At 56.1% G+C, this 22,324-nt stretch carries 29 protein-coding genes; 11 read left to right on the top strand and 18 right to left on the bottom strand.

The window, feature by feature from the left end:
* Nucleotides 1-62 precede the first annotated feature (62 nt).
* Genes DZC51_RS05240 through DZC51_RS05250 form a run of 3 tightly spaced genes read right to left on the bottom strand, consistent with a single transcriptional unit; the run spans nt 63 to nt 2,238 of the window.
* A complete protein-coding gene (locus DZC51_RS05240; protein WP_157294319.1) occupies nt 63-419 on the bottom strand; it encodes a cupin domain-containing protein in 357 nt (118 codons plus the stop codon).
* Nucleotides 416-1,435, bottom strand: coding sequence for an NAD(P)H-dependent flavin oxidoreductase (locus DZC51_RS05245; protein ID WP_157294320.1), 1,020 nt, complete (start codon nt 1,433-1,435; stop codon nt 416-418). The genes DZC51_RS05240 and DZC51_RS05245 overlap by 4 nt, the downstream gene beginning before the upstream one ends.
* Nucleotides 1,432-2,238 (bottom strand): hypothetical protein, encoded by an 807-nt coding sequence (locus tag DZC51_RS05250; protein ID WP_157294321.1) that lies wholly within the window; start codon nt 2,236-2,238, stop codon nt 1,432-1,434. The genes DZC51_RS05245 and DZC51_RS05250 overlap by 4 nt, the downstream gene beginning before the upstream one ends.
* Nucleotides 2,239-2,357: 119 nt before the next feature.
* Between DZC51_RS05250 and DZC51_RS05255 the strand changes: the two genes are divergently transcribed.
* Complete coding sequence (locus DZC51_RS05255; RefSeq protein WP_157294322.1) at nt 2,358-2,885, top strand: VanZ family protein; 528 nt, start codon at nt 2,358-2,360, stop codon at nt 2,883-2,885.
* Between the two features lie 33 nt (nt 2,886-2,918).
* On the opposite strand, the gene DZC51_RS05260 is transcribed toward DZC51_RS05255, so the two are convergent.
* The 4 genes from DZC51_RS05260 to DZC51_RS05275 all read right to left on the bottom strand — a co-directional run bounded on the left by DZC51_RS05260 (nt 2,919) and on the right by DZC51_RS05275 (nt 5,047).
* Nucleotides 2,919-3,197: a DUF3784 domain-containing protein gene (locus DZC51_RS05260; RefSeq protein ID WP_157294323.1), complete on the bottom strand. Its 279-nt coding sequence runs from the start codon at nt 3,195-3,197 to the stop codon at nt 2,919-2,921.
* Nucleotides 3,198-3,209: 12 nt separating this feature from the next.
* Nucleotides 3,210-3,572: a hypothetical protein gene (locus DZC51_RS05265; RefSeq protein ID WP_157294324.1), complete on the bottom strand. Its 363-nt coding sequence runs from the start codon at nt 3,570-3,572 to the stop codon at nt 3,210-3,212.
* Nucleotides 3,569-3,787: a helix-turn-helix transcriptional regulator gene (locus DZC51_RS05270; protein ID WP_232524063.1), complete on the bottom strand. Its 219-nt coding sequence runs from the start codon at nt 3,785-3,787 to the stop codon at nt 3,569-3,571. Before DZC51_RS05270 ends, DZC51_RS05265 begins: the two co-directional genes overlap by 4 nt.
* A gap of 114 nt (nt 3,788-3,901) precedes the next feature.
* Nucleotides 3,902-5,047: a substrate-binding domain-containing protein gene (locus tag DZC51_RS05275; RefSeq protein ID WP_157294325.1), complete on the bottom strand. Its 1,146-nt coding sequence runs from the start codon at nt 5,045-5,047 to the stop codon at nt 3,902-3,904.
* A 236-nt stretch (nt 5,048-5,283) separates the two neighbouring features.
* On the opposite strand from DZC51_RS05275, the gene DZC51_RS05280 reads away from it, so the two are divergent.
* The gene (locus DZC51_RS05280) at nt 5,284-5,472 is read left to right on the top strand and encodes a hypothetical protein (RefSeq protein ID WP_157294326.1); all 189 of its coding nucleotides are present in this window, start codon (nt 5,284-5,286) and stop codon (nt 5,470-5,472) included.
* A 153-nt stretch (nt 5,473-5,625) separates the two neighbouring features.
* Here DZC51_RS05280 and DZC51_RS05285 read toward each other — a convergent pair whose 3' ends face one another.
* The 4 genes from DZC51_RS05285 to DZC51_RS05300 all read right to left on the bottom strand — a co-directional run bounded on the left by DZC51_RS05285 (nt 5,626) and on the right by DZC51_RS05300 (nt 9,082).
* Complete coding sequence (locus DZC51_RS05285; RefSeq protein ID WP_157294327.1) at nt 5,626-6,312, bottom strand: DUF4352 domain-containing protein; 687 nt, start codon at nt 6,310-6,312, stop codon at nt 5,626-5,628.
* Nucleotides 6,313-6,340: 28 nt separating this feature from the next.
* Nucleotides 6,341-7,711, bottom strand: a complete 1,371-nt coding sequence (locus tag DZC51_RS05290; protein WP_157294328.1) for an alkaline phosphatase — start codon at nt 7,709-7,711, stop codon at nt 6,341-6,343.
* Nucleotides 7,712-8,067: 356 nt separating this feature from the next.
* Nucleotides 8,068-8,739, bottom strand: coding sequence for a DUF4352 domain-containing protein (locus tag DZC51_RS05295; protein ID WP_157294329.1), 672 nt, complete (start codon nt 8,737-8,739; stop codon nt 8,068-8,070).
* Between the two features lie 145 nt (nt 8,740-8,884).
* Nucleotides 8,885-9,082, bottom strand: coding sequence for a YwbE family protein (locus tag DZC51_RS05300; protein WP_157294330.1), 198 nt, complete (start codon nt 9,080-9,082; stop codon nt 8,885-8,887).
* Nucleotides 9,083-9,169: 87 nt separating this feature from the next.
* Between DZC51_RS05300 and DZC51_RS05305 the strand changes: the two genes are divergently transcribed.
* Nucleotides 9,170-9,325 (top strand): YfhE family protein, encoded by a 156-nt coding sequence (locus DZC51_RS05305; protein ID WP_157294331.1) that lies wholly within the window; start codon nt 9,170-9,172, stop codon nt 9,323-9,325.
* A gap of 127 nt (nt 9,326-9,452) precedes the next feature.
* Here DZC51_RS05305 and DZC51_RS05310 read toward each other — a convergent pair whose 3' ends face one another.
* From DZC51_RS05310 to DZC51_RS05320, 3 genes are all read right to left on the bottom strand, one after another.
* A complete protein-coding gene (locus tag DZC51_RS05310) occupies nt 9,453-9,641 on the bottom strand; it encodes a hypothetical protein (RefSeq protein ID WP_157294332.1) in 189 nt (62 codons plus the stop codon).
* A gap of 4 nt (nt 9,642-9,645) precedes the next feature.
* A complete protein-coding gene (locus DZC51_RS05315) occupies nt 9,646-10,866 on the bottom strand; it encodes a phosphotransferase (protein ID WP_157294333.1) in 1,221 nt (406 codons plus the stop codon).
* A gap of 266 nt (nt 10,867-11,132) precedes the next feature.
* Nucleotides 11,133-12,704, bottom strand: a complete 1,572-nt coding sequence (locus tag DZC51_RS05320) for an amidohydrolase (protein WP_157294334.1) — start codon at nt 12,702-12,704, stop codon at nt 11,133-11,135.
* 183 nt (nt 12,705-12,887) lie between these two features.
* Here DZC51_RS05320 and DZC51_RS05325 point away from each other — a divergent pair, with 183 nt between their 5' ends.
* Nucleotides 12,888-13,148: a hypothetical protein gene (locus DZC51_RS05325; protein WP_157294335.1), complete on the top strand. Its 261-nt coding sequence runs from the start codon at nt 12,888-12,890 to the stop codon at nt 13,146-13,148.
* Between the two features lie 177 nt (nt 13,149-13,325).
* On the top strand, nt 13,326-14,282 hold the full coding sequence (locus tag DZC51_RS05330; RefSeq protein WP_157294336.1) for an arsenic resistance protein: 957 nt from the start codon (nt 13,326-13,328) through the stop codon (nt 14,280-14,282).
* Between the two features lie 48 nt (nt 14,283-14,330).
* Here DZC51_RS05330 and DZC51_RS05335 read toward each other — a convergent pair whose 3' ends face one another.
* Nucleotides 14,331-15,068, bottom strand: a complete 738-nt coding sequence (locus DZC51_RS05335; RefSeq protein ID WP_157294337.1) for an SDR family NAD(P)-dependent oxidoreductase — start codon at nt 15,066-15,068, stop codon at nt 14,331-14,333.
* A gap of 151 nt (nt 15,069-15,219) precedes the next feature.
* Between DZC51_RS05335 and DZC51_RS05340 the strand changes: the two genes are divergently transcribed.
* The gene (locus DZC51_RS05340; RefSeq protein WP_157294338.1) at nt 15,220-15,549 is read left to right on the top strand and encodes a DUF3817 domain-containing protein; all 330 of its coding nucleotides are present in this window, start codon (nt 15,220-15,222) and stop codon (nt 15,547-15,549) included.
* A 43-nt stretch (nt 15,550-15,592) separates the two neighbouring features.
* On the opposite strand, the gene DZC51_RS05345 is transcribed toward DZC51_RS05340, so the two are convergent.
* The gene (locus DZC51_RS05345; protein ID WP_157294339.1) at nt 15,593-16,336 is read right to left on the bottom strand and encodes a pirin family protein; all 744 of its coding nucleotides are present in this window, start codon (nt 16,334-16,336) and stop codon (nt 15,593-15,595) included.
* 165 nt (nt 16,337-16,501) lie between these two features.
* Between DZC51_RS05345 and DZC51_RS05350 the strand changes: the two genes are divergently transcribed.
* The 4 genes from DZC51_RS05350 to DZC51_RS05365 all read left to right on the top strand — a co-directional run bounded on the left by DZC51_RS05350 (nt 16,502) and on the right by DZC51_RS05365 (nt 19,467).
* On the top strand, nt 16,502-17,317 hold the full coding sequence (locus DZC51_RS05350) for a lipid II flippase Amj family protein (protein ID WP_157294340.1): 816 nt from the start codon (nt 16,502-16,504) through the stop codon (nt 17,315-17,317).
* Between the two features lie 228 nt (nt 17,318-17,545).
* Nucleotides 17,546-18,046 carry a preQ(1) synthase gene (gene queF / locus DZC51_RS05355; RefSeq protein ID WP_157294341.1) on the top strand — a complete coding sequence of 167 codons (501 nt, stop codon included), beginning with the start codon at nt 17,546-17,548 and terminating at the stop codon, nt 18,044-18,046.
* A gap of 186 nt (nt 18,047-18,232) precedes the next feature.
* Entirely contained in the window at nt 18,233-18,934 is a 702-nt protein-coding gene (queC, locus tag DZC51_RS05360; RefSeq protein WP_157294342.1) for a 7-cyano-7-deazaguanine synthase QueC, read from the top strand.
* Nucleotides 18,931-19,467: a VUT family protein gene (locus DZC51_RS05365; protein ID WP_157294343.1), complete on the top strand. Its 537-nt coding sequence runs from the start codon at nt 18,931-18,933 to the stop codon at nt 19,465-19,467. The genes queC and DZC51_RS05365 overlap by 4 nt, the downstream gene beginning before the upstream one ends.
* A gap of 46 nt (nt 19,468-19,513) precedes the next feature.
* Here DZC51_RS05365 and fosB read toward each other — a convergent pair whose 3' ends face one another.
* Together fosB and DZC51_RS05375 are read right to left on the bottom strand one after the other, a co-directional pair.
* Nucleotides 19,514-19,936, bottom strand: a complete 423-nt coding sequence (fosB, locus tag DZC51_RS05370) for a metallothiol transferase FosB (protein WP_157294344.1) — start codon at nt 19,934-19,936, stop codon at nt 19,514-19,516.
* 160 nt (nt 19,937-20,096) lie between these two features.
* On the bottom strand, nt 20,097-20,651 hold the full coding sequence (locus tag DZC51_RS05375; protein WP_157294345.1) for a recombinase family protein: 555 nt from the start codon (nt 20,649-20,651) through the stop codon (nt 20,097-20,099).
* 123 nt (nt 20,652-20,774) lie between these two features.
* On the opposite strand from DZC51_RS05375, the gene DZC51_RS05380 reads away from it, so the two are divergent.
* Entirely contained in the window at nt 20,775-22,244 is a 1,470-nt protein-coding gene (locus DZC51_RS05380) for a SulP family inorganic anion transporter (protein WP_157294346.1), read from the top strand.
* Nucleotides 22,245-22,324 lie beyond the last annotated feature (80 nt).

Genomic DNA, 22,324 nt, shown 5'->3' on the forward strand with positions numbered 1-22,324 from the left:
GGCTTGTTAAAGATCCATCCCGGAAGAAAATCCCTCCGCGGCAGTTGCGCGAAGGGATTGATTCAGTGTGTTTCCAGTAGGATGTCATCCTCTGTAAGGTCCTCCCCCTCGATGACAAGGGCGGTCATCCCCTTTTCCGAGCGGGTCTCGTGCCACTCGCCTTTGTCCCAGAAGACGGCCGACCCTTCCCGGACAGGGACGTGCCGCTTTTCTTCATTGCAGACGGTCCCGCTGCCAGCGAGCACGACCAGCAGCTGCGGCACAGCGGCCTGATGATACCCGATGACACCGTTTTTCCCGAGTGTCATCAGCGCGGTTTGGTAGCGGCCCCCGGAGCGGACAAACGGCTGGATGGTGAAATTGGATCCGCCGTTCGTAATCGGCTTCGCTGTACCCACATCGAATCGATAGAACTTCATTTCTCTTCTCCGATCAGCCTTTTGACAATCTCGGACACCTTCCCGCGCCTGGCTTTCCATCCGCTCTCCCCCGACCAGAGCGACAAGAGACCCGTCTTGCCCTGTTTGCCGGCGGCCGAGCGGATCGGTTTCGTCAGGTCATTCTGGATGGGGTACGGCGCGATCGCGGCTTCTGCCATTTCCTCGATAAAACGGTTGTTGAGCCCTCGGGCATTCTTGCCGCTGAATGCCTTGGTGATCACCGTCTCCCCCTCGGAGGATTTCAGGATCGCTTCCTTATGTAAGTCGTTCGCGCCACTTTCCTCCGTGACAAGGAGCGCAGTCCCGACCTGGACAGCGGAAGCACCGGCATCCAGCGCTGCGCGGACCGTTTCCGCGTCATGGATGCCGCCGGCTGCGATGACCGGCACCGTCAGTTTGGCCTCGCCGAGCAGTTCGCGCAGCGCCAGGAACCGGTCGTCATCCAGAAATGCGCCCCGGTGTCCCCCCGCTTCCTTCCCCTGCAGCACGACCGCGTCCATCCCGCTCCGCTCCGCTTCCATTGCTTCTTCCGGTGTCGTCGCCGTACCGATCAGTAAGGCTCCTGCGTCCTTCAGCTTCCGGACCGTCTCCTCATCGGGTAGCCCGAACGTGAATGACACCACCTCCACGCCTTCGTCGATCAAGACGGCCACCTGACGGGAAAACTCACTCTCGCTCAGAGCCGGTGTTTCCCCCGGCAGTCCGAGTTCCTCCCGGTAAGGTTCCAATGCCCGGTGCGCTTCTCCAATCACCCTCTCGTCCCGCTCCGGCCGTTCCGGCACGAACAGGTTCACATTGAACGGCTTAGCGGAGAGATCCCGGATCTCCCGGATTGCTGCCCGCGTATCCTCCGCCGTCATATAACCCGCCCCTAGCGAACCGAGAATCCCTGCTTCCAGGCACGCCGCGACAAACCCCGGCGTAGTAGAACCGGCCATCGGCGCCTGGATGATCGGATAGTCCATCTCGAGTGCTTTCCACCAGTTTGTGTTCATATGATCGTCTCCTTTGATTCCCCGCCCTCCGAATGAAGAAGCCGCTTCAATTCAGGCTCTAGTGACAGTACATCACTTTTCTCTATGGTTACAACGAACAGTTGACGCAGTTTAACTGCCGCTTCCCTCAACTCTCCCGGCTTGTTCCCCTTCGGAAACGCGGACAGATACCTGTCGATGAAAACAGCATCCATCGTACCGAAAGCTTTGAACTGGTGCAGCTTCTTGTTCTCGTTCAGCGCTTGGATGATGAGCGTGCACTCCCTCATCTCTTCCAGCATCCTGAGGCCATAGATTGGATTATTCCGCTTGAGTTCCTTATCAAAACTCAAAGAAGCATAGACGAACTCGAATGGCAGATCAGCTCCCGTTCCATACTTCATTGTCCGGGAACGGAATTTCTGATCTTCGGCAGCCATTTTCTCCGTGACCCGGCCGGTTTTGTCGGCGACCACCTTCCAAAGAGGAGACCTGACCGTCAACAGCTCCCGCGGAACGATGGAAACATTGAATTCCAGTCTGTTTTCCAGGAAAGCGATGATCAGAAAGATGTCATTGCCGAGCTGTTTTTCCTTGATATAAAATGCCCCGAAATTACGGATTACCCGTTGAACATACGCTTTAGTCTCCTCCACGTCCTCTTCGCGGGAGGCGGCGACCATCAAATCGATATCGGAAAGTTCGTCCCGATACCCCTCTACCCCAGAACCCAACTGGATGATTCCTTCAACCAGGTTGGATGCCGACAGTGCCTCAATTGTTCTGGCAAAATAAGAATCCCGCTCGGCCGGACGTTCCATCATCCACTCTCCCCCTTTGCTCTCCGCCCATTTCCTTTCTCGTTTTGCTCCCTGATTTCCTCCCTGCATGTCCCGCCCGCTTCCCGGGTAGACAGGGAGTATTCTCACCTGGAGGTGCCGCCATGGAACAGCTTTGGAGAGCGTTTGATGGGGTGATCCCGCTGTTTTTGTTCACCGCTGTCGTCGCGGGGGTGATCTTTGCCGTTCTTCATCTGAGGAATCCGGGACTGAGCCGGAAACAGATTTTCGTCAACGTTCTGTTCGCGCTGAGCGTCATGGCGATCATGTTCATCACGCTATACCCGAAAGACCTTGGACCCGCCGGCGAACAGAACGTCAATCTGATTCCATTTCACAGCATGTCGGAAATGATTGTGAACGCGGAAGGTCCGGCCGTTCCGCTCCGCAATATCGGGCTCAACATCTTGCTGTTTGTGCCGTTCGGATTCCTGTTCGCGGCGAGAAGGACCGTCCGACGGCATTTGATTTTAAAGGGAACGCTCCTCGGCCTGCTGCTGTCGGGCAGTGTGGAAGCGGTCCAGTATTTCCTCGGCCGCACGACAGATGTCGACGATGTGATCCTGAATACATTCGGAACGCTGGTCGGATGTGTGGCGTGGAAAACGGTAGGTTGTGTGAGAAAAAATTAAAGAAAGCGGCCGGATTCCCGACCGCTTTCTTCTTCATTCCACCATTTTGGCATTGACGTAGACGACAAGCAACAGCATCACGATCACACTTCCGACGAGAAGCGGCTGGGCAGGCTCTGCTCCGAACAACCCCGCCATCAGCATGATGGCGCCCAAAGCTCCCATTGCGCCGCCCACAAGCCGGCCGAGTCTGTCCTTGTCGCGCACACGCTGCTCATTGAACCCCGCAAGAAGAAAAGTCATTTTCTTCACTCCGATCAAATAACCCAGGACAAGGAAAATCAGCCCAAACACAATCAGATCGACAGTCATCCGTCTCCCTCCTTAAAATCGCTTTACAATGGCCGGGATGATGTAAAAAGGCACGAACAAGGAGATCAGCACATACACGAATAGGGTGTCCGAAGACAATTCCACGGGTACAGTGCCCCAATTATCCAGGGCAAGCATTGCGAGCAGCAGGGCATTCATCACAAACAAGGTCCTGAGAGACCACTTGGTGATGTTCCCATTGACCCGGTCATCGTATTCAATCTCCTCTTCCTTCATCTTCGACCGCTGCCACTTGGCCGCGGCAATCAGCACCGCTCCGGCAACGATCGCCGTCCATTTCAGGATTAAGTTCTCAAGAATCAAGAGGAGCAGCAGAAGGCCCAATGCCGGCAGATACGTAAATAACAATTTCATGCCTCATCCTCCATCCAGAACAGTTCATCCAATTTCGCATCCAGCACTTTTGCAATCTGCAGGCAGACTTTTATCGTCGGGTTGTATTTCTGGGCTTCGATCAGATTCATCGTCTGGCGTGTCACCCCTACCCGTTTGGCCAGTTCCCCCTGAGTCATCTCGCCCCGTTCGATCCGTTTCAGCTTCACCGCGTTCTTCAGTGTCACGTCCTTCACAAAAGTCCCTCCAACCGGAAACTTGTCACTTATATTATACACATGTCACTTATAAGTGACAATTATGGATTCTAAAAACCCGGCCACACACGTGACCGGGTTCAGTCTGCCAATTTAATTACCGATTCCCACATACCCCGTCCTCTCCACAATTTCCTGCCCTTCCTCCGACAGGATCCAGTCGATGAACGGTTTGACATTCGGGTTATCGGTGCCGGCGGTGACGGCGTACAGTTCGCTGACGATCGGATAGTCGCCTGATCGGATGTTGTCCGCCGTCGGTTCCACAGCGTCGACCGCGAGCAGCCGGACTTTATCATCGCCGATCATTGTTTGCGAATAAAAACGGAATGTGTAGCCGATCGCGCCGCCGTAGTTGCGGTAGTCGGCGACATCTTCTATGATGCCGCTCATGAGGTCTGCGGTCTGTTCGGTCGGCGCCACCATGATCGGCGTATCGCCCATGAATGCTTCGAGTGCCGTCTGGCTGCCGCTGTCCGGCGGACGCTGGTAGGCGCGGATCTCCGTGCCCTTGCCGCCGACTTCCTTCCAGTTGGTGATCTTGCCGGAGTAGATGCCGCGGATTTCTTCCTGGGTCAGCCCTTCGACCGGGTTGCTTTCATTGACGAAAAAGACGAACGCCTCTTTGCCGATCGGCGTGAGCTCCAGTTCTTTTCCGGCCCGTCTTGCCCGTTCTTTCTGGGCATCCGATGGACCGGCAACGAAGATGATATCCACTTCGCCATTGATCAGGCTCTCGTACGCCTGGCCGGTCCGGCTCGACATCACTTCACTCATGTACGGGTCGTAGTCTTTTTCCGGATACACCGCCTGCGCGAACGAGGCATACAGCGGATAAAGCGCCGTAGCACCATCCATTACAGGGAGGTCACCTTCCACCTTGAAGGAAGCCGGCCCGTTCAGCGACGCCGCTTTCGTTCCTTCGAGGAACGGCGCGTACTCATACAGGTCCACTCCGTCGGCCTGCACGACCGGCTTCGTCAACTTGTAGAGTCCCGGCGCAGCGATGAGAAAACCGATGACGATCAATATGAGCGGAATGCCGAATACAATCTTTCTCTGCCGGACACCAAAGATGGCGAAGCCGAACAATAAAATCACCGTAAGAACTACCGCCGCTGCGACCGGCATCCAAGCCTGCCCGCCGGCGAACAGCACCATCACCAGCAAAGGCGCCGACAGAAACAGAATGAAGATTACAATCCCGATAAAACCCAATACTTGCCCCTTCTGCTTCATCTCAGGCGCCCCCATTGTCTCTTGTTGTTTCCAACTATTGCACAACCGGCGGTAACCCGCAATCCTTATTTCGTGTAGAATAAAGTCTGCATCACGGGAGGGCCGGCGGGCGGTGTGTGCGCATAGAATGGGTGGAACCGCGCATAGAAACACGATGAGCGCGCATAGAACTTCTGGAACCGCGCATAGAAAACTATGCGCGCTCCCGGCCCAGCAACCTGAAAGCAGGTGAAGTCATGAAAAAACTGAGCAATTTCTTTTTTGCACTGATGATCATCGGCGTGATCCCGGTGGCGCTGGCGTTTTTTGATATCGGAAGGGACTTTTACGCTGACTATCGCTGGTGGTTCGTGGGCTTTCTCTGGATCGGGATCATCGGCAACTGGATCACCGAGCGGAAAATCCGGAAACAGCAGACAGCCTGAACACGCGTGCCTTTGGCATGCGTGTATTTATGTGCATTTTGGAATAATGTCCGGTTCGCGGCCGCAGCATGTGATTTCGCGACCGCAACTCGCATTTTCGCGACGGCACTCCATTAAAAAAAACGCATGCAGCCCGCATGCGTTTTTTATTGCCTATTCCTCTTCACCATCGCCCAGCCGGAGCTCAAACTCCTCGCCTCGGGAGAGTTTTTCGCCTTTCACGTCAAATACATCGCTTGTTCTGACAGTCAGATGATCGGCAGTCCCGTCTTCCAGGATAAATCCGACACTTCCCTTTTTCGTTTCGCCCGGGGCGATTTCACCACCGAGCTCTTCGAGATAGATGTCGTCCTCCCAGAGCTTGTTTTCCCCGGTTTCGGTCTCCAGAACGGCGACCGGGCCAAAGTTGACAGGTGCGTCCCCGGTATTCGTCACTTCGACGAACAATTTGGCGACCGGGAAGTCCGTCTCGTGGGTGTATGCATGATAGAAATCGATCAGGCTGTAGTCAGGATAATAATGGAACAGCTTTGTCTCATGGACGGTCAGTTCGACCGGACCGGCTTTGATTTGTTTTTTCTCGCCGTTTTTAAGCAGTTCCGCCTCACCGCGGCTGTCGCGGATTGTCCCGCCCGGCTGCTGAAGCAACCGATCGTCCGTCACCTGCGGGCTGGCCGGGTAGCCCTCATAGAAGGCCGGAGCTTTTTGCTCTTCAGCTGCCGGAAGTGCGGCCGCCGCCACTTTCTGCGCTTCCCTGGCATGTTCGGTTTCTGCCTTTTCCCCTGTACAGCCCGCAAGCAGCAGTGCCGCCAGACCGATGATCAAAGTTGTCCGTTTCATCACGATTCCTCCTGATCCCATGCACTGATCACTTGTCTTCGATCTTCACATCCGCCTTCAGCAAGTCGAAGATGATCTTCGCATGGTCGGTATTGTCAAGCTGCCCAAAGAACTTGTCCCGTTGCGGCCCGAATGCATAAACCGGTACGTCCTCGCCTGTATGGCCGCCCGTTGTCCATCCCGTGAACGAGCGCTCGTTAAAGATCTCTTCGATCGCATTGTCGATTCCGGTCACGCTGCCTTTTTCGGCGGCATCACGCACAGAAGCAATCTCTTCTTTCGTCAACTCAAGGTCTACGTACTCCCCGAGCACTTCACCTGCATCACGGCCGTCCGCGATTTCCTCCGCCATGAAGTCCGGCGTGCGCTTTGCCGCCAGGAGCGGTTCCGGATGCCAGTTATAGATGCCGTCCGCACCGATCGAGAAGCCGCCCGTCGAGTGGTCGGCTGTTGCGATCACCAAAGTGTGTTTGTCCTTTTTGGCGAATTCCAGGGCTGCCTTGAACGCCTCTTCAAAGTCCCTCATCTCGCTCATCGCCCCGACGATGTCGTTGTCATGGCCCGCCCAGTCCACCTGGCTGCCCTCGACCATCAGGAAGAAACCATCCTTGTCACCGCTCAGGCGGTCAATCGCCGATTCCGTCATTTCGCGGAGGGACGGCACCGACTCGTCGCGGTCGATCATCTTCGGCAGGCCGGCCGGCGCGAACAGGCCGAGCACCTGCTCATCATCATTTTCCAGAAGCGCTTCCCGGTCCGTCACATACGAATAGCCGGACTCCTGGAATTCTTCCGTCAGATCGCGGTCGGCCCGCTTGAACAGGTCCGTCCCGCCACCGAGCAGGACGTCCACTTTATGTGAATCACCGATTTTCTCATCAAAATAATCGTCCGCGATCGCATTCATGTTTTTCCGGGAGATGTCATGCGCCCCGAACGATGCAGGCGTCGCATGGGTGATCTCGGAAGTGGCGACAAGGCCGGTCGCCTTGCCCTTTTCCTTTGCCGCCTCAAGCACCGTCTTGACCTCGGACTCGTCGTTATCCACCGAAATCGCGTTGTTGTATGTTTTGATGCCTGCGGCCATCGCGGTCGCCGCGGATGCCGAGTCGGTGATCGTCTCGTTCGGGTCATCAGGATGGGTCGTCTGCTGGCCGACCAGGTACGGATCAAATGCCGTCGGCTCCAGTTCTTTCGTCCTCGGGTCGTCCATCATCTGGCGGTATGCCGATGTGTAGGATACGCCCATTCCGTCACCGATCAGGAAAATGACATTCTTCACTTTCGCCTGGTTATTCCCCGGGCCTTTCGCCGTCGCTTCCCCTGCCCCTGCCGTGACACCCGAAACTGCCACTGCTCCTGCCAGTGCAATCGGTGCGAATTTCTTAAACCATTTCATCCGATTTCCTCCTCCATCAATCTCTACAAACCCACGATACGGCGCGGATATGAAGGAATTGTGAAGCGGATTATATGAAATTGTTAAGAAAAACCCTGATATTAGGAGAATAGTCTCCAATGATATTTCCGGACGTTTCGGAAGTCACATCCGGTCAAACAGACGCGTGTCAATTGGCATGCGACATATTTCCTTAGCCTCTCCGCATGACCGGTACACCGACTTTGCGTTTACGGAGCCGGCCGGGTTCCCGATTCTCCTGACCCGTCCTGCGAAATAGGAATCGCCACTGCTTCATGAAGAGCATCCATCGCACCTCCTCCACCTGATTTCCCCCCGAATGATGCAGTAATGTGTTAGAACCTGATCTCGACCTCCCTCGCGTCCGCAAGCTTCCCGTCTGCGGCCCGGACGACAACGCCCGTTTTCAGAGACAGCACTTGTACATTCGCGTCTTCCAGGATAAACCCGATGTTGCCGGCCTTCACCTCGCCAGGCGGAATCTCCCCGCCAAGTCCTTCCTGGTAGATGTCGTTTTTCCAGAGGAGCGCCTCCCCCTTGTCGGTGTTGATTTCAGCGAGAGGATTAAAATGAATGGGCTCATCCCCGATGTTCCGGACCTCTACAAACAGCTTGACGAACTCAAACTCCGGCTCGGGCGTAAACTTCCCCGCCAGGCTGGATTCACTGGATTCCGGCTCATAGCGGAGGAGCTTCGTTTCCCTGATCGTCAGTTCTGCCGGTCCTGTGTTCACCCGCTTCTGCTGGCCGGTCGCCTTCAGTACTTCCATCTCGCCGAGGCTGTCGCGCATCACCTCGCCGGTCTTCCTGAGCCGCCGGTCATCGGTGATTCTCTGACCCGGCCGGTAATCTCCGTAATAGGACGGAACTTCCGCCAGTACGGCCGGCTGCAGGGCAGCCGCCTCCACCTGTTGCTCCGGCGGTGCCTGTTTTACCGGCGCGGTCACATCCACCATGCATCCCGAAAAGAACAACGTCGCAAGCCCGATCACCAACAGCCGTCTCATCGCACAGCCTCCCTGTGTCCGCTCTTCCTTCCGCCACCGTTTGCCTTCACCATACCCCTTCCGTATGAAGGGCGTATGAAGCACGTTTTAGAACTTTGTTAAGGTACAAAAAAACGCATGCGGCAGTCCGCATGCGCCATTTCCCTTATTCGATGATTTCCTTTACGCGCCCGACCTGTCCGTCCTCCAGGCGAACCTTGATGCCATGGGGATGGGTCGGTGAATTCGTGAGGAGATCTTTCACGGTCCCTTCGGTCAGCGTGCCCGTGCGCTGATCTTTCTTGAGTACGATTTTCACGCGCTGGCCGGGCTTTACGTCCGCGCGGGTTTTTCCGTCTTTCATCCGTATCCGCTCCTTCCTTACTCCGTTGTACCACGTTTAAGCGGTTCTGTAACGGGAGAACCTATGGATTCGAAGGGAGTGTTTGAAATGAAGAAAGGAAACCGGGAACCGCACGAGCGCATGGCAGAGACCAACAACGGTCTCCGCGACGCACAGGAAGTGCTGTATCAGGATGAGTTCAAGCGTGCGGACGCCGCGGGCAAGAAGAACGGTCAGCCTGACAACCGTCAGAAGGAAAAATGAAAGCAGCCGCCATCCATGAAGGGTGGCGGCTGTTTTGCGACACAGCAAAGCCGCCCCGCACCAGCGGAACGACTTATCGTGAAGCATTCCCTATTCACCAGAGAAATAACCAAAATAAACAGAATTTTTATCGTTTACTGTATTTCTCCCTGTTTTGGGCAACGGATTGAATCCCCGCAACCAGTGCCACGACTATGAGCACCGCGGCAAGCAGCATGGAACTGATTTTGAGCGTCATGGATTCAGCGCCGGCCCCTGTCACGGCAATGATGGCGCCGGGGACGATAAACAGGAGAAGGATCCCGATATCCTTCACTGCCTCACTCCTTGTCTATCAGGGTTTTCACGAACCGTTCAAGGCGGCGCATCACTTCATCCTCGGAAAGGGTCGTGATGCCGAACCGTCTCCAATGGGAGGCGATGCTGCCCGGATCCTGTTCCAGCCAGCCGTACACCGCCAGAAGGTCCCAATACCTGCTGTATTTAAAGCTTCGGTCTTTCGACAAATTTTTATACGTGCCCAGGAACCGATCCGCGACGTTTCCGCCGTGGATCAACTCGAGCGCGACACGCATCCGGCCGACGTCAAGCTGTGCCGGCCCGCTGCCCGCCTGGCCCCAGCCTGTCAGACCGGTCACCCGGCCATCCCTGAACAGTACATTGGCCGGCTCAAAACTCCCATGGACAAAGGCCGGAACGGCACCCGCCATTTCCTCCCGGAAAATTTGCGCGGCCCGCTCCCAGATGGCGCGGTCGATTGCCCAGCCGGGAATGACAGGTTCTGCCGCCCGCCGGAGTGCCTTCGCTTCCGGCATCCGGGCCGTGTGGGTGGTGGTTAATATACCCGCAATTTCATCAGTCCAAGCCTCAAAATCGAGCGGCTGCAAAAATGGGTATCCTTCCATTTGGGCCATCAGCAGGAACCGGCCTTCGGCGGCTTTCGCTTCCGGGGCAGGAAGATCGCGGTCGGCGGCAACCGTCAGGGCGTTCATTTCCCGCTTTGCCGCTTGTTCCGAGACCGTTTCTTTCACAACAAAGTGTTCGCCGTTTTCATTGCGGAACGAGTAGGCGAGTCCCTCCGACGGAAGACGCCGAAACGATTTGAGTACGGATAAACCGACTTCCGCATCAACCCATTCCATCGTCTTATCGGGAAGATCGATGGTCGGCAACAAGTTCTTCCGCCAGAACAGCAGACCAAGCAGGGCACCGCCGGCAATGAGGATGAAAGCGGGCCAGTTGATGACCGTCGCGCTCAGCACAAACGCCACAACAGCCGCCCCGAATTTCTTTTTCCAGATGAGCATGACCCCGAGCAGCGTCAGGATCACCCCGAACACCGTCGGGAACAGGATCGCATCCAGCCGGATCCAGATCCCCTGCGTCACTTCCACCTTGATCGGATCACCATAGCCCGGAATACAGAGCGCCCCGTACACCCGGAGCCAGTACATATAGTAGTAATACACCGTATACAGCCCGCCAGCCAGGACGAGCAGCCCCGGGAGATAATCGCGGATTGGGCGTGCCATCGAAGTCATGGCCATCCCTCCTATTGATGTGCAGCCGGAATCGATGAGGCCGGCCGTCTGGATGGGTGGAGCGATTTTCGCGAATGACGAGATGTTCTTTCTGAATGATGAAACCTGAGTCGTGAATGACGAGACTCAGGCAACGAATGACGAAACCGGGGACGTGAATGACGAAATCGCACGCCCGAGTGCCGGGATTGGAGCTGGCAACGGCCGGGAATGGGTGTTACGCAACCCGCCGCGAGTGTTACCAACGCTCCGCTTCTCCCGTTCCCTCACTTCCTGAACTGGACGTCCCCGTCGACGACCGTCATGACGACATTCGCCCTGACGATATCGTCTTCCGCCACGCGCTCCAGGTCGGAATCGACAACGGTGAAATCTGCGAAGTGGCCCGGTGCGATCTTGCCGCGGATGTCTTCCTGGCCAAGCACTTTCGCCGCTTCCGTCGTATAAAGGCGGAGCGCCTCGTAGCGGGAAAGTTTCTCTTCCGGCAGGTAGCCGCCTTCTTTCGGGTCATCCGGAAGCTTTCTGGCAACGGCCGTGTAGATGCCAAGGAGCGGATCCGGAGAGTCGACCGGCGTGTCGGAGCCCCCGCCGCAGATGAACCCGCGGTCCATGAGCTTTTTCCAGGCGTAGGCCCACTCCAGCCGCTCCGGCCCAAGGCGCTCCGCCACCCACGGGAAGTCCGAGCCGACGAAGATCGGCTGGATATCAAGGATGATCGGGAGCTTCTCCATGCGGTCCACCAGATCTTCGCGCAGCACGCACACGTGGATCAGCCGGTCCCGCTTGCCTTCCGGACATGGGTATTTCTCGATTGCTTCGATCGCCATCTCCGCTGCCGCATCGCCGATCACGTGCACTGCGATCGCCTCGCCGTGGCTGCGCGCAAGACGCACCAATTCTTCCGTCTCGTTCTGTGTAAGGACGAACGTGCCGCGGTTGCCCGGGTCATCCGAGTAGTCCTCCGACAGCGCAGCCGTCTTGCCGCCGAGCGCACCGTCGATAAAGAACTTCATCGCGCCCGGCTCCGCCCACTCGCTGTAAGCCACATCCGCTTTCATCATGTCATCGAACACTGTGGAGCGGCGCAGCAGATGGGCGCGGAACTTCCGCTTGCCCTCACCGAGCACCTCTTGGAACGCCTTCATCGGATTTTCGTAGCCGCCAAAGTAGCCGAGGTCATCCGTATGGCCACCCGTCAGCCCCATTGCTGCGAGATCATCCACTGCCGCTTCAAGCGCAGTGCGGATCGCTTCCTCTGTCGGATGCGGGATGATCGTCTCGACCAGATCCTGGGCGTCCTCCTTCAGGAAGCCGGTCGGATTTCCGTCAGCGTCCCGGACGATGACGCCCCCCTCCGGATCCGGGGTCTCTTTCGTAATGCCGGCAAGCTGCAGCGCCGCCGAGTTCGCGAGCAGCATGTGGCGGCATGTGCGCTTCAGCATCATCGGCTTGTCCGTCACGGCATCCAGTTCCGCAAGCGTCGGGACGTGCCGGTCCGGGAACAGATTCTCATCCCAGCCCTCGCCGAGCACCCATGAGCCTTCCGGGACCGACTCCGCCGCCTTCCGCATGGTTTCAAGCAGCTCGTCCGATGACGTCACCGCGGATAGATTGTTGCTCAAAAGCTGCCGGCCGTGGCCGATCAGATGCATATGCGTATCGACAAACCCCGGATAGACAACCGCCCCGCCGACATTTTCCTCCCGGTCGGCCTGAGCCTTCAGCTCTTCGTATGTACCGGTCGCGGCAATCCGGCCGTCCTCCACGAGCACGGCCTCGACCGTATGCCCTTCCTGTTCCATCGTTACGAACGATCCTCCATGCCAGAGTGTTTTCATTCCCATTCCTCCAAATCACGCAATTTTTCTTTTAGTGTAGCACTTTTCAGACAGATAAAGTGTGAAGGGATTAAGGAGAATTCATCTCACATCTGACCTTCTCATTTTCTGGAAAACTGACCCTTTCCTATTTATGTTAAAACCAATATGTTTACTACACTTAAGTTGAAAGGAAGACGGTCCATGGAAGACCCAAGACCCTTGGCCAAACTAACCGACAGCATGCTGGCTGATTGGATGGACGAGCAGGAAGCAACCGCCGGCTACGTTCCCATACACATTTATGATGAAACGAAGCGAGTGACCATTCACGCCTTCAGCCAGGAAAAAGGCTGCCTCATGAAAGTCGTCTACCACCGCCAATCCGGGGAACGGACCGTCGAACGGTTCGATGTACAGTCCGGAGAAATGATGATCCGCCGTACAGCCAGAATAATGGATTGATTTATTTATGCGCTTTACGTCCGTAATTCAATGATGTTCGCGTATGAAATAATTAAAGAGCCTCCGATTCCGGTCATGCCGAATCAGAGGCTCTTTTGTGTGTCCCAACATCGTCCAGCCTGCGGATCCCTATGATACAGTGGCTATATAGTCCATCACCACTGGGGGATCATGACGATGTTAAACAGAGAGAAATTAGAGAATCACCAGGTGCTGCTCTACGTCGCTGTCCTTGCCGCGGCGTTCGGATTCGGGCTCTTGGCGCCGGATCTTGCCGAAAAAAACGGCGGGTCCATTTCGATCATTATCGCGATTCTCATGTACAGCATGTTTTCGCAGATTCCGTTTGTGTCGCTGAGAGATGCGTTCGGGAACCGCCGTTATCTGGCTGCGGTATTGCTCACGAATTATATTGCCGTCCCGGCCGTGGTGTGGATTCTTTCGGGATTCCTGCCGGACAACACGCCGCTTCTGCTCGGGTTCTTCCTCGTTTTGCTGACGCCCTGCATTGATTACGTCATTGTGTTCACGGCGCTCGGCAGGGGAAACGAAAAACTGGTCCTGATGTCCACGCCGATCCTCTTCATCACCCAAATGCTTTTGTTGCCGGTCTACCTCTGGCTGTTCATGGGTGAGACCGCGACAGGCATCGTCCAATCCGGCCCATTTCTGGAGGCGTTTGTCGGTTTGATCGTGATTCCGCTCGGCATCGCCATCGCCGTCCAGCTGTTTGCGCGCAGATCAGCTGCGGGTGACCGGCTTGTCGGCTTATCGGCATGGCTGCCCGTTCCGTTCATGGCACTGACCCTTTTTGTCGTCGTCGCGTCCCAGATCGGCAAAGTCTCGGTCTTTATCGATCAAATCATCAAAGTCATTCCGCTCTATATCGCCTTCATGGCCATCATGCCGGTGATCTCACGATGGGTCGCCAAGCAGATGGGGCTCGATAACGGGGCGGGCCGCGCTCTGGCCTTTAGCGGGGCCACACGGAACTCGCTCGTCGTCCTTCCGCTCGCGCTGTCACTTCCCGGCGAGGCAAGCACGTTGGTCGCGGCGGTCATCGTCACACAGACCATCGTGGAGCTCGCAGGGGAACTGGTCTACATCCGGTGGATACCCAAGCTGGTGAAATGAAACAAGCCCCCGAAACCAAATTGGTTCGGGGGCTTGCCGATTTCCACATTATTGTGCCGTGTATCCGCCGTCGACGATCAGACTGGAGCCGGTCATGAAGCTGGAGTCGTCGGATGCGAGGAACAGGACCGCTTTCGCGATTTCTTCCGCCTGGCCAAGACGTCCAACCGGAGTGGCCGCTTTCAGACCATCCTTCATCTCTTCCGGAATAATCGGCGTGTCGATGAAGCCCGGGCAGATGGCGTTGATGCGGATGTTGCGGTCCGCGTATTCAACTGCCAAGCCGCGTGTCAGGTTGACGACGCCGCCCTTCGAAGCGGCATACGGCGCGTTTTGCGCGACACCGACATGTCCGTACATCGATGCCGTGTTGACCATGACACCGCCGCCTGTTTTCAGGAAACCGCGCAATGCTTCGCGCGCAACGAGGAATACCCCGTCGAGGTCGACGCTTACTGTCTTGCGCCATTCTTCGTAGGTCAGTTCATCGGATGGCTTGTTGACGCCGATGCCTGCGTTGTTGAAAACGACATCGACTTGGCCGAATTGGCCTGCCGCTTCCTTGAACAGGTTCTGTACGTCATCTTCACTTGTGACGTTCGTCTTCACGAAGAGTGCTTCAGTGCCGGAGTTCGTCAGCTCTTCCATTACCGCCTGACCCTTTTCTTCGTTCAGGTCGGCGATGACGATCTTCGCGCCTTCTTTAGCGAACAGCAGGGCCGATGCTTTTCCGATGCCGGAAGCTCCGCCGGTTACGACTGCCACTTTGCCTTCAAGTTTACCCATCACTCAACACTCCTTTGTTATATACCTTGAATTCAAGATAACTCTTTTTCACCAATTCGTCAAAGCTTCTGCTCAACATTGAGCACACCGACCGACACCCTCCTGAGTTTCCCCTATACTGAGAGAAAAGAAACGAAAGGAGGAGAATCCATTGTCCATCACTGCACTGAAATTCGTGCGGGCCGTGGGGATCGCGGACGGTGTATCGCTGCTTGTGCTGCTGTTTATCGCCATGCCGCTGAAATATATGGCCGGCATGCCTCTGGCTGTTTCAATCGTCGGCGCCATCCACGGCGGTATATTCGTCACCTACCTCTTGGCCCTCCTCCTGGCTCAGATCGTAGTCCGTTGGAACATCATCTGGTCGGTGCTCGGCATCGCGGCCGCCTTCGTGCCATTTGCCAACTTTGTGCTCGACCGGAAGTTCAAGAAGATGCAAAAGGAACGCGAAGAAGAGACCGGCATCCAGGTGGTTTCGTAATCCATATAGAAAAGGCAGCCGTCCCCGTGGACCGGCTGCCTTTTTACATCCTTTTGATTCCGCTGATCGTCCCTGAGTCGGTCATTTCCGCATCGACATCCACGAGGAACAGCACGAGCACTGCAGGCTCAAGGACCGCCAGCCCTGACAGCTCCCGAGCCGCTCCGCTCACCCCGTCCCCTTTCCCAAGGACTTCCCCGCCGGCTTGGATGCTGCCCTGGAATACATAGAGCCACGGCGTATAACCTTCCATTTCCGGTACCATGAGTTCCGCTCCTGCTTCCGCCTTTGCATCATAAACCGCTACACGCTGGCGGATCTCAAGCGGTGCACCAGTCCCGGCCGGCCCTCCGATGAGCGTCCAGCCGTCCTCATCCGGCTCTCCTGCCTTCCAGAACCGGACGCTCGGTTCCAAGTCCGCCTTTTCCGGCCGGATCAGAATCTGCAGCATCTCCACATCTTCTTGCGGCGCCGACTCCTCGTGGAAAAAGCTCCTGCCCGCATTCATCATCATGTGCCGTCCGGGCGAAAGCAGCTCTTCCTCCCCGTCGGAATCGCGGTGCAGCATCTGACCTGAACCGATATAGCTCAGGATCTCATCGTTCACATGCTCATGCATCCTGATCTTCGTGCCCTTCCTGATCGTCGCGTGATCGAACCGCGCCAGCGGCCCGAAAGAATAGTCGTCGCTGTCTTTGTCTTGATTGACCAGGCCAGGACGGTTCACCTTCAGGCTGAAAAACTTGTTGCCCGCCGGAAATGCCTGGCTGCTCCGGTAAATGTCCATCGTTCTCCCCCCAGACGTTGTTAGGTAAAGTGTATCTCAGGAAGCGCACTTGCCAAACAAAACTGCCCGGCCCCCGTCCCGCCCATGAATTTCCAGCACAGATAAGATGTATGATAAACTTGTCTTGCAATTGGCTTGTCAATTCTATTAGTGAGCTGAGAATACATGGATTATTTCACAGGAAAACTGATTTTCATCATTCTGTTCATTTTTATTATCCACTCCATCGAAACGCTTGCCTATGCCGTCCGGCTTTCAGGAGCAAGGGTCAAGATGATCGCGTCCGCTTTGTCTCTTTTTAATATCATGGTGATCGTGTCCAGATTGGCAAATATGATGCAGCAGCCTTTCACCGGAAGTCTGATCGACACGGCTCCGAAAGAGAACGCCTTGGAATTTGTGGAAGTCCAGTTCCGCATGCTGATCGGAGCTTCCACTGCCGGAACGCTTTTCGGAATCCTCTTGCTGCCGACATTCACCGCATTATTTTCAAGGGCGATCATTCACTTGTCTGCGGAAAAAGGGTCTGTCCCTTCCCTGATGAAGAGGCTTCTCTCCCCGCAGTACATCAGAAGGGGACTGAACCATTTCAGCTTCCCAAGAGTTCAGTATCTGAAAGGGGTCAAGTTCAAAGAGTTCCCGATCCGGCTGTTTTTCATCAACATGCTCATCACGGCCATCTATACAATAGGCGTCCTGAGCGCCCTGTACGCTGCCCTGCTGGCACCTGAAAGAGCGGCCACCGCCGTCATGGCTTCCGGTCTGATCAATGGAATCGCCACGATTCTTCTCGTTATTTTTATCGATCCGAAAATTTCCGTAATCGCTGACGACGTTGTCAATCGCAGGGGAAGCTACATACAGCTGAAAAGCATGTCCATCATGATGATTGCCTCCAGGCTATGCGGCACGATTCTGGCGCAGTTTTTGTTTTTGTGGGGCGCCAAGTATATCGCCTGGTTCACCCGATTCATCGTGTGATCCCCCCGCCAACCATTGACCGTCCCCAAAAATTTCTATATGATAATAGCGACAACTCAATGCCCGGACTCGCCGGGAGAGGTTCATAGCGGATACCCTCTATAAAAAACTATGGATTCATGACGATTCAGGCCATGTCCATGCCGGACACGGCTTTTTGTTTTTTATGGGACCCACCAAGCCTCTCTCGTGCATGCCGGGCGCATTGCACAAGGAGGCTTTTTTATCATGTCCGGCAGAAGCCAAGAACAAGGACTGAAAGATCTGACCCTGCTGGGGAATCAGAATACCCAATACTCGACCGAATACGCGCCGGAAGTGCTGGAGGCGGTCGATAATCTCCACTCGAACCGCGATTATTTCGTGAAGTTCAACTGCCCGGAGTTCACGAGCCTGTGCCCGATCACCGGACAGCCGGATTTCGCGACGATGTACATCTCGTTTATCCCGGATAAGAAACTCGTTGAAAGCAAGTCGCTGAAGCTGTACCTGTTCAGCTTCCGCAACCACGGCGACTTCCACGAGGACTGCGTGAACATCATCATGAACGACCTCATCAAGCTGCTCGACCCGCGCTACATCGAGGTGTGGGGCAAGTTCACGCCGCGCGGCGGCATCTCGATCGACCCGTGGTGCAACTATGGCCGTCCGGGCACGAAGTATGAGGAAATCGCCAGCTACCGGCTTATGAATCATGACATGAATCCGGAGACAATCGACAACCGCTGACCGATTCGGAAGAAGTTCTTAGCGACCTTCTCTAAAAAACTAAGGGAAACAGCGGGTGAGACAACGAGAGTCCAAGAAGCCGGCATGAAAGACCAGGCAGGCCAAGCGAAAGACCAAGCAGACCGCCTGAAAGACCAGGCAACTCCCACCTCCCCGCTGTTTTCACTCAAAGGAGACTTATCAATCGTGAAACAAGAAAAAGCGGTCGTCGTGTTCAGCGGCGGCCAGGACAGCACGACCTGCCTGTTCTGGGCATTGGAAAACTTCGCAGAAGTGGAGGCCGCGACATTCGACTACGGACAGCGCCACGCCCTCGAAATCGAATGCGCAAAAGACATCGCCGAAGAGCTCGGCGTGAAGCACCATATCCTCGACATGTCGCTGATCGGCCAGCTTGCGCCGAGCGCGCTGACGGATACCGGGATTGAAGTCGTTGACGGCGAGGACGGGGGGCTCCCGTCCACATTCGTACCCGGGCGGAACCTGCTTTTCTTCTCATTCGCAGGGATCCTCGCCCGCCAGATCGGCGCGAAGCATATCGTCACAGGCGTCTCCGAGACTGACTTCAGCGGCTATCCCGACTGCCGCGATGCATTCGTGAAATCGCTGAACGTCACGCTCAACCTGGCAATGGACGGCCAGTTCGTCATCCACACGCCGCTTATGTGGCTCGACAAATCGCAGGTCTGGGAACTGTCGGACTCACTTGGGAAACTGGACTACGTCCGCACGAAGACGCTCACCTGCTACAACGGCATCCAGGCGGACGGCTGCGGTGAGTGCCCGGCATGCCGCCTGCGCAGGAAGGGCCTTGAAACCTTTTTGGAGAAGAAGAGCGGAACCGTCCTCCCCGCGGGCGGGTCGGCTGAGGAGGTATTGTTGCCATGAGAATCTTCCTTTACCTCATCTCCATCGTCATCGCCAATGTCGCGACCGCCGCGCTGATGCCGCTTGAATTCGGCATCTTCATCATCCCGGTTGGTACCCTGTTTGCCGGGGCGACGTTCATCTTCCGTGACCTCGTCCAGAACAAGTACGGCCGCAAGAAGACATACATGTTTATTGTCATCGCGCTCGTCCTGTCCGCGACGGTCTCCTTTATCCTCGGGGACACGCTCGCGATCGTTGCCGCTTCCGCGCTCGCGTTCATCATCGCCGAATCGGCGGATACGGAAATCTATTCCCGCCTGAAGGTATCGTTCGTCTGGCGCGTGTTCTACAGCGGCATCGTCGGCGGCATCCTGGACTCGGCCGTCTTCGTCATCGTCGGCATGAGCCCGATCGGCGCCGGATTCATCCCGTGGGAAGCCGTCCCGGTCGCCATCCTCAGCCAGGTCATCGCCAAATCCGCCGTCCAGACCGTCGGCGCACTGATCCTCGGCCAGATGCGCGGATTCCGTGCAGTGCCGGTTCAGTCTTGAAGATCTTAAAGAAGCATGCCGCCCTGACCGGGCTGCATGCTTCTTTTCACTCATAAAACGTCATATGGGGCTTTTCCTGCCGATAATAATCCAGCCGGTCTGCAAGCGTCCCGGTATGGAACTCGAACTTGTGGCCGTCCGGGTCCGTGAAGTAGACGGACTTCCGGTCCCTCTCGTCCCTTTCGCGGCCTGGCAGGATGTTCACTTCAAGCTCCCTGAGCCTGGCAACATGGCCGTCGAAATCATCTTCGTCGATCGTGAAGGCAATATGCGTGTAGGATTCTCGGATTTCATTCCGCGGAATGTCCGGCTCCTCATTGAGCGCCAGCCACATCCCGTTCAGGTCAAAGTAGGCAATGGTCCTTCCCTTGACTAGCAGCTTCGCTTTGAACACATCTTGGTAAAATCGGATTGACCGCTCCAGATCGGACACTGAAAACAAGAAGTGATTGATCCCCTTTATCGTCATCTTCGTCCCCCCTTCTTGGCTCCATTATGAAAGTGTAAGCTCGCGAAAATCTCCTGCGGACAAATCCCTGCTGCCTTGTTGATTTTCGCGGTACTTTATTGATCTTTCGCCACCCTGTACAACACTTTAGCATGCGCGCGGAAAACAGGGTGCATGCTTTTTACTCGTCCCCGTCCTTCTCCAATGCCAAGTACCGGTACAGCGTCGTTTTCGAGATGTTCGTTTTCTCACGGATCTCCGCCAACGTGTACAGGTTGGAGCGGTACATGCGGAGTGCTTCGCGGACGTTTTTGTCTTTTTTCCGCGGGCGTCCGGTGGAGACGCCTTTTTCCCTGGCCCGGTCGATTCCTGTCTTGGTCGCGAGGCTTACCGTTTCAGACTGGAACTCCGTGAACATGCGCACCATCTGCTCGAGATTCAGCGAGAGGGGCTGTTCGGAGTCGATTTCCTCGCGGTGGAACCGGATGACGGCTTTTTTCTCGGATACCTGTTCGAGGACCGCCATGAGATGCGCCGGCGAGTGGGCGAGCGCGGCAAGCGAGTGGACATAGATCACATCGCCTGCTTCGAGCCGTTCCAATAGTGCATCCAGCGCCTCATTGATCTGGTACTCTTCTTCCCTCACCCATTCGTCGATCGGATGGGTGCCGAGTGTCTCCTTTTGCGCCGCCATGTCGCGGTCGGATGGCAGGCAGCGGATATATGCGTAGTTCATTACAGACTTCCTTTCCGGAAAAGCTTCGTCCCCATTATAACTGGGAAAGGTCCAAAAGGGTTCCCTTTTGGAACAATCGGTGTTAGAATATGTCAGTCAGATTACAATAATGAGGTGTACCCATTGATAGATACTCTAAAGAAAGAATGGTTCGGCAACGTCCGGGCGGATATCCTGGCGGGGACCGTTGTCGCACTCGCCCTGATTCCCGAGGCAATCGCCTTTTCCATCATAGCAGGCGTGGACCCGATGGTCGGCTTATATGCCTCCTTCTGCATCGCGGTCATCATCGCCTTCGTCGGCGGCCGTCCGGGCATGATCTCAGCGGCGACCGGCGCGATGGCGCTTCTCATGGTGCCGCTTGTCCGCGAGCACGGGCTGGATTATCTTCTTGCAGCGACGATCCTCACCGGGGTCATCCAGATCCTCTTCGGCGTGCTGAAGATCGCGAAACTGATGAAATTCATTCCCCGTGCCGTCATGATCGGCTTCGTCAACTCGCTGGCAATCCTAATTTTCATGGCACAGGTGCCGCATTTCCTCGGCATCAATAACATGACGTATGTATTCGTAGCGATTACACTAGCGATCGTCTATATCGTCCCGCGGTTTTTCCGAGCGATCCCCGCTCCGCTGATCGCGATCGTCATCCTGACGGCGGTGGCGATTTTCTCCGGATTCGAACTTCGTACGGTCGGCGATCTCGGCACGATTTCACAGACGCTCCCGGCATTCCTGATCCCGAATGTTCCATTCAGCCTGGAAACACTTGCGATCATCTTCCCGTACTCGCTCGCACTCGCGATCGTCGGGCTGCTTGAATCGCTCCTGACTTCCCAGATCGTCGACGACATGACCGACACGGGAAGCAATAAAAACAAAGAAGCGCGCGGCCAGGGCATTGCGAACGTCATCAACGGTTTCTTCGGCGGCATGGCGGGTTGCGCGATGATCGGCCAGTCAGTCATCAACGTGAAAAGCGGCGGCCGCGGACGTCTCTCCACGCTGACGGCGGGCCTCCTGCTCATGTTCCTGATCATCGTCCTCGGCGACCTCGTCGTGCAGATTCCGATGCCGGTCCTCGTCGGCATCATGATCACGGTGTCGATCGGCACGTTCGACTGGGGCTCGTTCACTTATCTCAGGAAAGCCCCTAAATCGGATGCAGCAGTCATGGTCGTCACGATGGGAATCGTCGTCGCGACGCACGACCTGTCCAAAGGCGTTATAGCCGGAGTCATCCTGAGCGCGATCTTCTTCGTCGTCAAGATCTCCAAGATCAAGGTCGAGAAAAAGCTGACGGACGCCGGTATCCTTTACAGCGTCCAAGGTCAGCTGTTCTTCGCCTCGGTCGAGGATTTCCTCGCCAGCATCGACCTGACCGAAAAAGACAAGGACATCCGCATCGACTTCACCGACTCCCATGTCTGGGATGACTCGGCGGTCGGCGCCATCGACAAGGCGGTCCTGAAGCTCAGGGAAAACGGCAACGACGTCACCGTCCAGGGCCTGAACGCCTCCAGCCGGCGGATCATCGACAGGCAGGCTGTCTACCCGAACGAAACGGCAATTGCGGCCACAACTGAATCATGACCATCCCCCAAGACGGCTCCGGAACCCATCCGGAGCCGTCTTCTTGGTCTTTCGTTGTCTCCGCCTGGTCTCTTATCGCT

The organism is Bhargavaea sp. CC-171006 (genome assembly GCF_009761675.1).
In the GTDB taxonomy this organism is placed as follows: domain Bacteria; phylum Bacillota; class Bacilli; order Bacillales_A; family Planococcaceae; genus Bhargavaea; species Bhargavaea changchunensis.